We start from the raw sequence: 13923 nt of genomic DNA, 5'->3' as shown, positions 1-13923 counted from the left end.
TCGGTCGTCAGGACTTCTTCCCAGACTATCGGCAGAGGCCCGCGATCAGCCCAGCCGCGCCGCTGTGGGGCATGCCGGGCCCGACCGCCGCCAGACACCACGGCGACGACTCGCCGTTCCAATAGCCCACGACGTCCTCGCGGGTCACCGCGAGCAACCTGCCCATGGACTCGGATACGGGGACCACCGTGTCCCGGTCCAGGAGGTGTCGACCGATCCGGACCATCCGGGACAACGGATCGTCGAGCCCGAGGCGTATCGAGCCGGTGAGATGGCCGACGGCGCGGTCAACCTCGCCACCGGTCGGAGGGTTCGCGGCCATGCCCGCGACCACCCGGCCGATCTCGTCGCCCAGTTCGTCCGCACGGCCGGCCGCACAGCCGGCCACCACGGACACCAGACCCGTACGGCGGAACTGGTCCATCGAGGCGTACACGGAGTACGCCAGTCCGAGGTCCTCCCTGATCCGCTGGAAGAGTCGCGAGCTGAGTCCGCCGCCCAGAACCGCGGCGGCGATCTGTGCCGCCGCACGGTCACGATGGTCTCGAGCAGGGGTGCGTCGGGTGAGGGCGAACAGAACCTGCTCGGACTCCTCGTCCTGCCCCGTCACCACGGGCTCCGTCGCCCACCCGTGGTCGGGAGCACTCGCCTGGGCGGCCATACCGTTCACTGTCTGTGCGCAGTCGACCGCCGAGGCGCCGCTCGCCGCGTCGACCGCGCTCTCGTCTCGTCCGACAGCAGTCGGCAACGGTCCGTCGGCGATCCACTGCATCAGAGCCTCGTGATCGACCCGCCCGGCGGCGGCGACCACCACGTTCCCGGACCGCAGGATCCGGCGGTGGAACGCGCTCAACGTGGCGGCGTCGAGGGCCGCCACCGACTCCTCGGTCCCGATGATCGCCCGGGCGAGCGGATCCTCACCCAGCACCGCGGTGGCGGAGAGTTCGCATGCGAGGTCCTCGGGATCGTCCGCACGACCGGCGAGCTCGTCGAGCACCACGTCGCGTTCGACTTCCACGTCCTCGGGGTGGCACAGACCATTGGCGACCACATCGGTCAGGACGTCGACCGCGTCGGCCAGCCCGTCCGCGGGCACGTGGACGTGATAGCAGGTGTGCTCTCGGCCGGTGAAGGCGTTGAGGTCTCCGCCCAGGAGGTCGATGCGTTCGGACAGCTCTCGCCCGGAGGCGGTGGCGGTGCGCTTGAAAAGGACGTGTTCCAGGAAATGGGCAGCGCCGTGCTCCTCGGGCCGCTCCTCCGCCGAACCGGAGCCGATCCAGATCCCGACGGCGGCGCTGTGGCACCAGGGCAGATGTTCCGTCACGACACGGATGCCGGGTAGTGACCGGTCCACACGAATCGCGGTCTGCACGTCATCGACCCCCTTTTTCGCTGACGAACAAGGCACGCACCCCGGACCCGGGGTGCGTGCCTCGTGGGTGCCGGGTCGCGTGGCGCGGCCCGGCCGGTGATCAGTCGTCGCTCGCGGAGTCCGCGGCCTGCTCCGCATCGTCTGACACGGGGATGAGGCTGATCTTCCCGCGGTTGTCGATGTCCGCGATCTCGACCTGCATCTTGTCGCCGACGTTCACCACGTCCTCGACCTTGGCGATCCGCTTGCCCTGGCCCAGCTTGGAGATGTGGACCAGCCCGTCACGACCGGGCAGCAGGGACAGGAACGCGCCGAACGGCGCCGTCTTGACGACAGTGCCCAGGAAGCGCTCGCCGACCTTGGGCAGCTGAGGGTTGGCGATGGCGTTGATCTTGTCGATCGCGGCCTGTGCGGAGTCTCCGTCGGTCGCGGCGATGTACACCGTGCCGTCATCCTCGATCGAGACGTTGGCGCCGGTCTCCTCCGTGATCGAGTTGATCATCTTGCCCTTGGGCCCGATGACCTCACCGATCTTGTCGACGGGGACCTTGATGGAGATGATGCGCGGAGCGAACGGGCTCAGCTCGTCCGGCTCGTCGATGGCCTCGGCCATCACGTCGAGGATCGTCAAGCGGGCCTCACGGGCCTGCGTGAGCGCACCGGCGAGGACCTCGGACGGGATGCCGTCGAGCTTGGTGTCGAGCTGAAGAGCGGTGACGAACATGCCGGTCCCGGCGACCTTGAAGTCCATGTCGCCGAACGCGTCCTCTGCCCCGAGGATGTCGGTGAGGGCGACGTAACGACGTTCCGACTCCCCGGCCGCGTTCTCTATCTCGTCGGAGACCAGGCCCATCGCGATGCCCGCGACCGGCGCCTTGAGGGGCACACCGGCGTTGAGCAGCGACAGGGTCGAGGCACAGACGGAGCCCATCGAGGTGGAGCCGTTGGAGCTGAGCGCCTCGGACACCTGACGGATGGCGTACGGGAACTCCTCGACGCTGGGCAGCACCGGCACCAGGGCACGCTCGGCGAGCGCGCCGTGGCCGATCTCGCGGCGCTTGGGCGAGCCCACGCGGCCGGTCTCACCGGTGGAGTACGGCGGGAAGTTGTAGTGGTGCATGTAGCGCTTGCTGGTCTCCGGACCGAGCGAGTCGATCTGCTGCGCCATCTTGACCATGTCGAGAGTGGTGACGCCCATGATCTGGGTCTCGCCACGCTCGAACAGGGCCGAGCCGTGCGCGCGCGGGATGATCTCGACCTCGGCGGACAGGGCGCGGATGTCCCGGATGCCACGGCCGTCGATACGGAAGTGATCGGTCAGGATGCGCTTGCGCACGATCGACTTGGTGAGCGACTTGAAGGCCGCCCCCACCTCGCCGAGACGGTCGGCGAAGCGCTCGGTGAGCTGCTCGAGAACGGTCGCCTTGAGTGCGTCGGTCGCGTCGTCGCGCTCCTGCTTGTCGGCGATCTGCATGATCTCACCGAGCTTGGTCTCGGCGACCTCGGCGACCGCCGCGTAGGCGTCGTCCTGGTACGGCGGGAACAGCGGGAACTCGCGCGGGGCGCTGGGCGAGGCGGTGGCCAGCGCCTGCTGGGCGGCGCACAGCTCGGCGATGAACGGCTTGGCGGCCTCGAGGCCCCGGGCCACGACGTCCTCTGTCGGTGCCTGGGCGCCACCGGCGACCTTCTCCAGCACGTTCTCGGTGGCCTCTGCCTCGACCATCATGATCGCGACGTCGGCGGTGTCCCCTGAACCGACGACACGGCCGGCGACGACCATGTCGAAGACCGCGTCGGAGAGCTGCTCGACGGTCGGGAAGGCGACCCACTGGCCGGCCGGGTCGGCGGCGGTGGGGATGAGCGCGATTCGCACGCCGCCCACCGGGCCCGAGAAGGGCAGTCCGGACAGCTGCGTCGAGGCGGACGCGGCGTTGATGGCCACCACGTCGTAGAGGTCCTCGGGATCGAGGCTGAGTACGGTCACGACGACCTGGACCTCGTTGCGGACGCCGTCGGCGAACGTCGGGCGCAGCGGCCGGTCGATGAGGCGGCAGGTGAGGATGGCGTCCGTGCTGGGACGACCCTCGCGCCGGAAGAAGGAGCCGGGGATGCGGCCCGCCGCGTACATCCGCTCCTCGACGTCAACCGTGAGCGGGAAGAAGTCGAAGTGCTCCTTGGGGTGCTTGCCCGCTGTGGTGGCGGACAGCAGCATCGTGTCGTCGTCGAGGTACGCGACGACCGAGCCGGCGGCCTGCTGCGCGAGCCGACCGGTCTCGAACCGGAGCTCGCGGCGACCGAAGTCACCGTTGTCGATGGTGGCGACGGACTCGAAGACCCCGTCTTCGACCTCAACGGCCGTAATCTGTGACATAGAAAATCCTGTCGTGTGTCTGGTGAATGGGGCGCGCGGCGCAGGTGTGTCACCGCGGGCCACCGGGCGGCACGTCAGGGGGTCCCGGTACGACTTCGGTCTTCGATCGAAGCGGCCGGATCCGGCGCCTCATCTCATCGGGCGTCTTAAGGTTCCGGCAGCCACTACCGAGGACCGTCAATCGGACCTGTCGACCACCCCGGTACGTGCGCACCGGCCAGGCGCCAGGCTATCAGGGAAAACAGGCCGGGGCACCGGGACGCACGGGCGCGCCGCCCCCGATGCGCCCTGCGAAAAGACGATCCCCGCCCTGAAGTCAGGACGGGGATCGGAAAAGTCTTGCGACCGAGAATACTCAGCGACGGAGGCCGAGGCGCTCGATCAGCGCGCGGTAGCGGTTGATGTCGACCTTGGCGACGTACTTGAGCAGACGACGACGACGGCCGACCAGCAGCAGCAGGCCACGACGCGAGTGGTGGTCGTGCTTATGGGTCTTGAGGTGCTCGGTGAGCTGCGTGATGCGCGTGGTGAGAAGCGCGACCTGGGCCTCGGGCGAGCCGGTGTCGGTCTCGTGGATCCCGTACTCGGCCAGTACGGCCTTCTTCTCTTCGGTGCTCAGCGCCATGATGACTCCTGGTTGTTCCAGTCCGCAGATGATGTCAGGCCCCGCCGCCGCGGACCGCAGGAGGGCCGACGGGAGACGTTACCAGCCGGCGGGGGCGTGTCCCCAATCCGTGCTCAGGCGCCGAGGATGTCCCGGGTCCGTGCCACATCGCGGCCCATGGCGACCAGCAGTTCGTCGACGGAGGAGAACTTCTCCATGTCGCGGACGTGGTCGACGAAGTCGACGGCGGCGAGCCTGCCGTAGAGGTCCGCGGACTCGTCGAGGACGAAGGCCTCGACGCTGCGGGTGGTGTCGCCGAACGTGGGGTTGGTCCCGACCGAGATCGCCGCGGGGTACCGGCGCCCGGGCACGATCGAGCCGTCGACCGGCGCGTCATCGAGGACGGTGAACCAGCCCGCGTAGACGCCGTCGACGGGGACGGCAGTGTATTCGGGCAGTTCGAGGTTCGCGGTGGGGTAACCGAGGTCCCGTCCCCCTCGACCGGCGCCGTGCACGACGGGCCCGGAGACCCGGTGCGGGCGCCCGAGGATCTCGGCGGCGGCCGCCACATCCGATCCGGCGAGCAGCTTGCGCACCCGACTCGAGGACACGGTCTCACCACCGTCCTCGAGCAGGTCGATCACCTCGCATTCGATCCCCCGCTCGGCACACAGCTCGCGCATGGTCTCGGGGGTCCCGACCGCGCGTCGGCCGAAGGTGAAGTTGCGTCCCACCACGACGGCGCGGCAGTCGAGGCCGTCGACCAGGACGTTGTCCACGAACGCCGCGGGCTCCCACGAGGCCATCTCCTCGTCGAACGGCAGCGCGAACACCGCCTCGACGCCGAACTGGCCCGCCAACTCCGCGCGCCTGCGGAGCGGGGTGAGCACCAGTGGGTGCGTCCCGGGTCGGACCACCTCGACCGGGTGCGGGTCGAAGGTCACGAGCACGGGGGCGGCCCCGAGGTCCCGCCCGAGGTCGACGGCACGATCCACCAGGCCGCGATGGCCACGGTGGAGTCCGTCGAACACGCCCAGGGCGACGGAGGAGCCGCCGTCGGGGATCACGATCTCGTCGAACGTCCGCCACAATTGCACGGCGACCACCTTACGCCCGCCGGTCACAGCCCGGCCGGTCGCATGACCACCACGGGGGAGGCACGCCTGCCGGACTCGGCCACGAGTGCCGCGACGCGCCCGTCGGGACCGACCGCGGCGACGACGCCGGTGTCGCCCCGCGCGTCGAGCCACCGTCCGTGCCGTAGCCCTTCGGCCTGCTCCGCGTCGATGTCGCGGCGGGGGAACGCGGCCAGCGCCGCGGCGTCGAGGTCGAGGGACAGTGCCGGGTCCTCCTCGAGTTGCTCCAGGGAGCGGGCCACGTCGAGTCCGAACGGCCCGACGCGGGTGCGCCGTAGTGCGATGAGGTGTCCGCCGACGCCGAGGGCCGCACCGAGGTCACGCGCGAGCGCCCGGATATAGGTACCGGTGGAACAGTCTACGACGACGACGAGGTCGATCACCTCCCCACCACGCACCCGTTCGAGGACGTCGAATCCCGAGACGGTCACGCGGCGGGACCTGAGCTCGACCTCCTCCCCCGAGCGCACGATGTCGTAGGCCCGCCGTCCGCCGACCTTGATCGCACTCACGGCGGAGGGAACCTGGTCGATCTCACCCGTCAGGGCCGCGATACCGGCGTCGATCGCCTCATCCGTGACACCGGAGGCGTTGGTGGTGCCGGTGGTCTCCCCCTCGGCGTCGTCGGTGGTGGTGGTCTGCCCGAGGCGGATCGTCGCCTCATACGACTTGGTCTCCAGCGCGAGCTGACCCAGGATCTTGGTCGCGCGCTCGATGCCCACCACGAGGACGCCGGTCGCCATCGGGTCGAGGGTCCCGGCGTGACCGACCTTGCGGGTGCCGAAGAATCGGCGCAGACGGCTGACCACATCGTGGCTGCTCATCCCGGCAGGTTTGTCGACCACCACGAGTCCGGGCTCGGGTGCGGGGCGGGAGTCTGGTCTGCGCGGGCTCACGGGCCCACGCTATCGAGACCGGCGGGCCGGAGCACGATCGCCGAGGCCACATAGCCGTCACGGACCACCCAGCGGCCGTGGAACTCGACCAGGTCCGGCCCCCCGTCGATCGCCCGGGGGTCGACGAGTATCCGGGAACGCAGGGCGCCGGCGAACACGGTGTGGCTGCTGTTGTCGTCGTCGTTGTCGTGCTTGTTGTCGGCGCTGTCGCGGTCGTCGGCGCGGTCGTTGGCTCCGGCGTGAGCCCCGCCGCGGGGCGGGTCCGGCGCCAGGGTGACGTGCGCGTCGGCGAAGCCCAGCCAACGGCGGGTGAGCGGGAACCACGCCTTATACGTGGCCTCCTTCGCCGTGAACAGGAGCGTGTCCCAGTGCACCGACGGCAGCTCGACGCCGACCGCGCGCACCCACGCCGCCTCCTCCGGCAGCGAGACCGCGTCGAGCACCCCCGCGGCGAGCGGTTCGTGCGGCTCCACATCGACCCCCAGCGACCTCACACGTCCCGCGGACCCGAGCGCGGCCGCGCGCAGACCGTCGGTGTGGGTGAGCGTGCCCACCACGCCCGGCGGCCACACCGGCATCCCCTTCCCGCCCCGCACGATCGGCCCGACCGGCGCTCCCAGACGGGTCATGGCCTCGCGGGCGCACGCCCGCGCCCAGGCGAAGTCCGCGCGGCGGGACGCGACCGCGTTACTGATCTGCTCCGCCTCGACGGGGTACATCGCCGCCACCACGGCCGATTCATCCAGGCCCAGCTCGGCGTCGGTCACCGACACCACGTCCGGCGGCAGGATCTCGCGGATCACGGTGCGTCCTCCAGGTACGGGCCGGGCTCCCCCGGCCGGGCGATACGCGGCATCCCCGACTCCCCTCGAACCCAACGGACCTGAGGGGCGGCCGGCGGCGGCAGGATCTGACGCGTCAACGGCTCGGGCCTGCCGCGGCCCTTCCACTCGCGCGGATAGCCCAGCGAGACCTCCTCGAAGCGGACCTCGTCGTGGATGGTCGTGCGCGGGATGTGCAGGTGGCCGTAGACGCACGCGGCGGCCCGGTAGCGGCGGTGCCAGTCCGCCGTCTGCTCGGTGCCGCACCACAGGGCGAAGTCCGGGTGCCGGAGGACACGTGTGGGATCACGCAGCAGTGGCCAGTGGTTGATCAACACCGTGGGATACGCGGGGTCGAGCCGGGCCAGGCGCGTGGTGGTGCTGACCAGACGGTCACGGCACCACGACGGCGCGTCCGGGAACGGGCTCGGGTCGATGAGGAACTCATCCGAGGCCACCACGCGCCTCTCGCGGGCACCCGCCAGGGCTGCCGCGGTGGGTTGCCCCGGGACCGGGGTCCACGAATAGTCGTACAGCAGGAACATCGGCACCACCCACGCCGGTCCGCCCGGGCCCGCCCACAGCGGGTACGGGTCTTCCGGGGTCACCACACCGATCGCCCGGCACTCCTCGACCAGCCGGTCGTACTTCGTGGTGGAACTGGTGCCCTCGTCGTCCCGACCGATCCACAGCTCGTGGTTACCCGGCACCCAGAGCACCCTGTCGAACCGGCTGGCAAGCTGCCCGAGTGCGTCGAGGATATCCCCGGTCTTCTCCGCGACATCCCCCGCCACGATGAGCCAGTCCCCGGGGTGGTGCGGCCGGATGTCGTCCAGCACCCCGGCATTGCCACGGTGCCCGACGTGCAGGTCGGCCACCGCCCGCAGGCTCGGACCGACGCTCATCGCGCCGCCTCCCGCCCGGACGAGCCGCCCGGAGTGGCGGAGCCGAGCACCATCCAGCGGTCCCCGCGTACCCGGATCGCCACGGCGATCAAGCGCATCATCACGAACACCCCCATCCCCCACCAGATGCCGACGAGGCCCCAGCCGAAGTGGCGGGTGGCCAGCAGCACCGGAAGGAATCCGCACAGCGCCGCGATCACGGTCGTGGTCCGCAGATACGCGGCGTCCCCGGCGCCCAGGAGGACGCCGTCGAGGCCGAACACGACCGCCGCCGGGACCACCACCACCGACATCCCTATCAGGGCCACCACCAGGCGTCCGGCCACGTCCGGACCGCCGGTCAGGACGGCCGCGATCTGGTCGCGCAGCAGCACGGTCGCCAGCGCCAGGACCACGCCCAGCCCCAGCGACCACAGCACCACCGCGCGGGCCAACGCACGGCCGTGCGCGGCGAGTCCCGCCCCGAGCGCCGCACCCACCAGGGACTGCGCGGAGATCGCCACGGAGTCCAACACGAGCGCGTACAGCGCCCACAGTTGCTGGGCGAGATGGTGGGCGCCGAGCGAGGACACGCCCGCGGCCGCCGCAGCGGTCGTCGCGACGGCGAACGTGATCTGGAAGGACGCGGTCCGGATCACCAGATCGACGCCCATCCGCAGCTGGCTCACGATCACCGCGCGGCGCGGCCGAAGGGAACCGGAGTGCTCCACGACGAGCGCCACGACGAAGCCGCCGGCCATGACGAACTGACCCGCGAGGTTGGCCCAGGCACTCGCGATCAACCCGAACTCCGGGAACGGCCCGAGACCGGGAACGAACACCACACAGCCAATGGTCGAGATACCGATGCCCAGTGCCACCAGCACGAGCGGTGTCCGTAGCCGCTGCACACCGCGCATCCAACCGTGGCCCGCCGAGGCGATGAGTATGAGCGGGATCCCCCACACCGCCACCCGCAACCACTCCGACGCTCGTGCGGCGACCTCCGCGTCGGAGGCGAGCACAGCCGTCAGCGGGCCCATCAGTGCCAGGACCGCGGCCACGACGACGGCGCCCACCGCCAGAGCGATCCACGTGGCCTGGACGCCCTCCGCCACCGCATCGGAGCGTCGGCCCGCGCCGTGCAGCCGGGCCGCGCGCGCGGTGGTCCCGTAGGACAGGAAGTTCATCTGGGTTCCGAGCACCAGCAGGACGAGGGCGCCGACCCCGAGCGCTGCGAGATCCTGCGGGCCCTGGCGTCCCACCACGATCCCGTCGACCAGGAGGTAGACCGGCTCTGCGGCGAGCACCGGCAGGACGGGCAACGCGATCGACCACAGCCTCCGGCCGAGTTCCCCCACCCCGACGGTCGCGCGAGAGGAGTCCGCGGTCGAACGGTCAGCCGAGGAGCTCACGGAGCCTCTTCGAGATGCTCTCGAGGTCACCACTCATCGTGCATCCGGCCGCGGCCGGATGGCCGCCGCCGCCGAGGGCCGCGGCCACCGTCGAGACGTCGACGACGCCCCGGCCCGGGCCGCCGTCGCGGGAACGAAGCGACACCGCCCACTCCTGCGGCCGGTACTCCTTGAGCAGCACCGCCACACACGCCTCCTTGACCCCACGCAGATGGGAGACCAGTGATTCGACGTCATCCTCGTCAGAGGTCGCGATGACCCGGTGAGGTACGGCGAGCCAGACCGCTCCTCGTCCGCCCACGGCGGACACGTCGAGAGTGACCGTCTCGAGGAGTGCACCCAGAACCGGCAGCCACGAGAAAGAATGCGCGTCGAGGAGTGCGAAGCTCAGCTTGGACGACTCCGCCCCGGCCGCGAGAAGCTCACTCGCGGTGGCGTGGGCGCCGGGCCCACCCCAGCGGAAGGAGCCGGTGTCGGTGACCAACCCGGCGTACAGGCTCGTCGCGGCCACCGGGTCGAGTGGATACCCGCCGGCCCGCAACACGTCGAGGACGAGTGTGGCCGTCGAGGCTGCTTCGGGATCCAACAGCATGTGGCTGCCGAAGCCGGGGTTCGACCGATGGTGGTCCACGACGAGGACCTCCGAGGCGGCCTCGGCGAGATGATCCCAGCGTCCGACACGGTCAGCGCTCGCGCAGTCGAGCGTCACCACCAGCCCGTCATGCGCGGGGACCTCGTCCAACGGGATCACGAACTCGGTCCCGGGGATCACCGCGAGAGCCTCCGGAACCCGGCCGGGGTCGAACGAGTGGTACACCGCCGCGCCGGCGGCGCGGAGTGCGCGCGCCAGGCCGGCGGAACTGCCGAGCGCATCCGCGTCGGGACGGAGGTGACAGAGCACGGTCACCTGCCGGTGCCGCATCAGCACCTCCGCCGCCGCCCGGGCGTCGACCGGGATCGTCACCGGTCGTCGTCCTCCGCCTGCGCCTCCTCGGGCCGCCGGTACGGGTCCTCCTCCCCCGCCGGGCGGGCGCCCTCCGCCGCCCTCCGGACCTCCTCGTCGCTTGCGCGGGCCCTGGCGAGCAGCTCCTCCATGTGGCGAGCCGCATCGGGCACGGAGTCCAGCACGAAAGTCAGCTCCGGGGTGAACTTCACCCCGGTCTGCTTGCCGACCATCGTCCTCAGCCGACCCCGCGCCGTGGCCAGGGCGTCTTCCGCGGCCGCGAGGTCCGGCTCCTCGTCGAGCGTCTCACCGCGGACGGTGTAGTACAGCGTCGCCACCCGGAGGTCGGGGGTGATGCGGGAATCGGTGATGGTCACGAACTCCAGACGCGGGTCCTTGATCTCGTTGTCGATCGCCGTGGCGACGATCTCCCCGATGCGCTTGCCGAGCCGTCCGGCGCGTCCTTTTCCGGTCATGGCGCTCCTCCTGAACATGGTCTGGTCGCACCAGGCGCGACGATTCTCCAACAGCATGCCGTGGGGGCAGGCCCGTTCTCCACGGAACCTGCCCCCACGGTCGTGACCGGCGACGTCAGTCGCGCGGCTTCTCCACGAGCTCGTACGTCTCGATGATGTCGCCGATCTTGATGTCGGAGTACGACACCGTCAGACCGCACTCGAAGCCCTCGCGGACCTCGGTGGCGTCATCCTTCTCGCGCCGGAGCGACGTGATGGTCATCTCTTCCTGGACGACGTTGCCGTCGCGGATGAGCCGGGCCTTCGCGTTACGCCGCATGATGCCGTCGAGCACCATACAACCGGCGATGTTGCCCACCTTCGAGGAGCGGAACATCTCGCGGATCTCCGCCTGTCCGAGCTGCTTCTCTTCGTAGATCGGCTTGAGCATGCCCTTGAGCGCAGCCTCGATCTCGTCGATCGCCTGGTAGATGATCGAGTAGTACCGGATGTCGACGCCCTCGCGGTTGGCCATCTCGGTGGCCTTGCCCTCCGCGCGGACGTTGAACCCGATGATCACCGCGTCGGACGCGGCCGCCAGGTTGACGTTGGTCTCGGTGACGGCACCGACACCGCGGTCGATCACCCGCAGCTGCACCTCGTCGTCGATCTCGATAGCCATGAGGGCCTCTTCGAGGGCCTCGACGGTACCGGAGTTGTCGCCCTTGATGATGAGGTTGAGCTGGCTCGTCTCCTTGAGATGCGAATCCAGATCCTCGAGGCTGATCCGGCGACGGCTGCGTGCGGCCAGCGCATTGCGCTTGCGCGCGTTACGACGGTCGGCGATCTGCCGTGCGGTGCGGTCCTCCTCGACAACCATCAGGGTGTCGCCGGCGCCACAGACACTGGTGAGACCGATGACCTGCACCGGACGCGACGGGGTCGCCTCGGTGACGTCGTCGCCGTGCTCGTCGACCATCCGACGGACGCGGCCGTAGGCGTCACCGGCGACGATCGAGTCGCCGACGCGGAGGGTACCGCGCTGGATCAGCACCGTGGCGACAGGGCCGCGACCGCGGTCCAGGTGCGCCTCGATGGCGACACCCTGCGCGTCCATATCCGGGTTCGCCCGCAGGTCCAGAGACGCATCCGCGGTCAGGACGATCGCCTCGAGCAACGAGTCGATGTTCAGGCCCTGCTTGGCGGAGATGTCGACGAACATGGTGTCGCCGCCGTACTCCTCCGGCACGAGTCCGTACTCGGTCATCTGACCGCGGATCTTGTCGGGCTGGGCGCTTTCCTTGTCGATCTTGTTGACCGCCACCACGATCGGCACCTCAGCCGCCTGCGCGTGGTTGATCGCCTCGACCGTCTGCGGCATCACGCCGTCGTCCGCCGCGACCACGATGACCGCGATGTCCGTCGACTTGGCACCGCGGGCACGCATGGCGGTGAACGCCTCGTGACCCGGGGTATCGATGAAGGTGAGCGTGCGGTCGACACCGTCCACCTCGGACGTGACCTGGTAGGCACCGATGTGCTGGGTGATGCCACCGGCCTCGGCCTCGCCGACCTTCGCGGACCGGATGCTGTCGAGCAGCCGGGTCTTACCGTGGTCGACGTGACCCATGACGGTGACGACCGGGGGACGACGCTCGAGATCGTCCTCGCCGCCCTCGTCCTCACCGAAGGACAGGTCGAACGACTCGAGGAGCTCACGGTCCTCGTCCTCAGGGCTGACGACCTGGACCTTGAAGCCCATCTCCTCACCGAGGAGTTGAAGCGTCTCCGGGGTGACCGACTGCGTGGCCGTGACCATCTCGCCGAGGTTGAACAGCGCCTGGACCAACTGTGACGGGTTGACGTCGATCTTGTCGGCGAAGTCGCTCAGCGACGCACCCTGGGCCAGCCGCAGGACCTGCCCGCGACCGTCCGGGAGCCGGACGCCGCCGACCTCCGGTGCCCGCATCGAATCGTATTCCTGACGCTTCTGCCGCTTCGACTTGCGACCACGCCGGGGGGCGCCGCCGGGACGGCCGAACGCGCCCGCGGCACCGCCGCGGCCACGGCCGCCGCCACCCGGACGACCGCGGAAACCGCCGCCACCTGCAGCAGGGGCGCCGCCTCCACCGCCGGGGCGGAAACCGCCGCCGCCGGGACGGCCGCCCGGACCGCCCGGGCGACCACGGCCGCCGGCGGGACGCGCGACCTGGCCGGGCATCTGACCCGGGTTGGGACGCGGCGGCATGTTGCCGGGAGACGGGCGGGGACCACCCTGGCCCGGTGCGCTCGGACGCTGCGGCGGACGGGGTCCACCCTGGCCCGGTGCGGGACGGGAGCCACCCGGGCGGGGGCCGGCCTGCCCCGGACCGGGACGCGGGCCGGACTGGCCGGGTCCTGGGCGGGGTCCGCCCTGGGGCCGCGGCGCCGGGGTGGTGCCGCTCGAAAACGGGTTGTTGCCGACGCGCGGGGTCTTGGGACCCGGCTTCGGTCCGGCCGGACGCGGTCCGGGAGCCGGACGTGCCGATGCCGCCGGGGCCTCGGGCGCGGCCGGGGTGGGCCGAGCAGCGCCGGGCTTGGGCGCGGAGGTGCCTGGCTTCGACGCCGCATCAGCCGGCTTCCCGGCCTGGGCCGGGGTGGGCCGTGCGGCACCGGGCTTCGGACCCGCGGCGGGAGCAGCGGGCTTGGCGGCCGACGCCGGCGAGGGCGCGGCGGTGCGCGGATCGGCGCCCGGACGGGGGCCGGGCTTCCCCGCCGCGCCGGGCTTGGGCGCGGAGGTCGTGCCGGATTTGGCGGACGGGGCGGCGTCGTTGCCACCCGCCGGCGCGAGCGACTCACGAAGACGCCGGACCACCGGTGCCTCGAGCGTCGATGACGCCGACTTGACGAACTCCCCCTGATCGCGGAGTTTCGTCAGAAGTTCTTTACTGGTGATACCGAACTCTTTTGCCAGTTCGTGTACCCGGGGCTTGCCTGCCACTGCTCTCCTCACTGCGAGGTCTTCACGGCAGGGCTGGCCGCGCGAC

At 70.6% G+C, this 13923-nt stretch carries 11 protein-coding genes; all 11 read right to left on the bottom strand.

The genetic code is table 11. The annotated features are described in order from the left end of the window. Positions 1 to 25 precede the first annotated feature (25 nt). Positions 26 to 1372, bottom strand: a complete 1347-nt coding sequence (locus ACWIFB_RS11895; protein WP_454058343.1) for a M16 family metallopeptidase — start codon at positions 1370 to 1372, stop codon at positions 26 to 28. A gap of 100 nt (positions 1373 to 1472) precedes the next feature. Then, positions 1473 to 3743, bottom strand: coding sequence for a polyribonucleotide nucleotidyltransferase (locus tag ACWIFB_RS11890; protein ID WP_454058342.1), 2271 nt, complete (start codon positions 3741 to 3743; stop codon positions 1473 to 1475). A 355-nt stretch (positions 3744 to 4098) separates the two neighbouring features. Beyond that, on the bottom strand, positions 4099 to 4368 hold the full coding sequence (gene rpsO / locus ACWIFB_RS11885; RefSeq protein WP_230928798.1) for a 30S ribosomal protein S15: 270 nt from the start codon (positions 4366 to 4368) through the stop codon (positions 4099 to 4101). 113 nt (positions 4369 to 4481) lie between these two features. Continuing rightward, positions 4482 to 5444 carry a bifunctional riboflavin kinase/FAD synthetase gene (locus tag ACWIFB_RS11880; protein WP_454058341.1) on the bottom strand — a complete coding sequence of 321 codons (963 nt, stop codon included), beginning with the start codon at positions 5442 to 5444 and terminating at the stop codon, positions 4482 to 4484. 23 nt (positions 5445 to 5467) lie between these two features. Beyond that, the gene (gene truB, locus ACWIFB_RS11875) at positions 5468 to 6379 is read right to left on the bottom strand and encodes a tRNA pseudouridine(55) synthase TruB (protein ID WP_454058340.1); all 912 of its coding nucleotides are present in this window, start codon (positions 6377 to 6379) and stop codon (positions 5468 to 5470) included. Beyond that, the gene (locus tag ACWIFB_RS11870) at positions 6376 to 7182 is read right to left on the bottom strand and encodes a 4'-phosphopantetheinyl transferase family protein (RefSeq protein WP_454058339.1); all 807 of its coding nucleotides are present in this window, start codon (positions 7180 to 7182) and stop codon (positions 6376 to 6378) included. Before ACWIFB_RS11870 ends, truB begins: the two co-directional genes overlap by 4 nt. Then, a complete protein-coding gene (locus ACWIFB_RS11865) occupies positions 7179 to 8105 on the bottom strand; it encodes a metallophosphoesterase family protein (protein ID WP_454058338.1) in 927 nt (308 codons plus the stop codon). The genes ACWIFB_RS11870 and ACWIFB_RS11865 overlap by 4 nt, the downstream gene beginning before the upstream one ends. Then, positions 8102 to 9499, bottom strand: coding sequence for an MATE family efflux transporter (locus ACWIFB_RS11860; protein ID WP_454058337.1), 1398 nt, complete (start codon positions 9497 to 9499; stop codon positions 8102 to 8104). The genes ACWIFB_RS11865 and ACWIFB_RS11860 overlap by 4 nt, the downstream gene beginning before the upstream one ends. Beyond that, positions 9483 to 10463, bottom strand: coding sequence for a DHH family phosphoesterase (locus tag ACWIFB_RS11855; RefSeq protein WP_452099016.1), 981 nt, complete (start codon positions 10461 to 10463; stop codon positions 9483 to 9485). The genes ACWIFB_RS11860 and ACWIFB_RS11855 overlap by 17 nt, the downstream gene beginning before the upstream one ends. Next, positions 10460 to 10918: a 30S ribosome-binding factor RbfA gene (rbfA, locus tag ACWIFB_RS11850; RefSeq protein ID WP_230928791.1), complete on the bottom strand. Its 459-nt coding sequence runs from the start codon at positions 10916 to 10918 to the stop codon at positions 10460 to 10462. The genes ACWIFB_RS11855 and rbfA overlap by 4 nt, the downstream gene beginning before the upstream one ends. Positions 10919 to 11033: 115 nt before the next feature. Next, positions 11034 to 13877, bottom strand: a complete 2844-nt coding sequence (gene infB, locus ACWIFB_RS11845; protein WP_454058336.1) for a translation initiation factor IF-2 — start codon at positions 13875 to 13877, stop codon at positions 11034 to 11036. Positions 13878 to 13923: the final 46 nt, after the last annotated feature.

This window comes from Dietzia sp. NPDC055340 (assembly GCF_053645335.1).
This window is presented reverse-complemented; position numbering and strand designations above follow the sequence as displayed.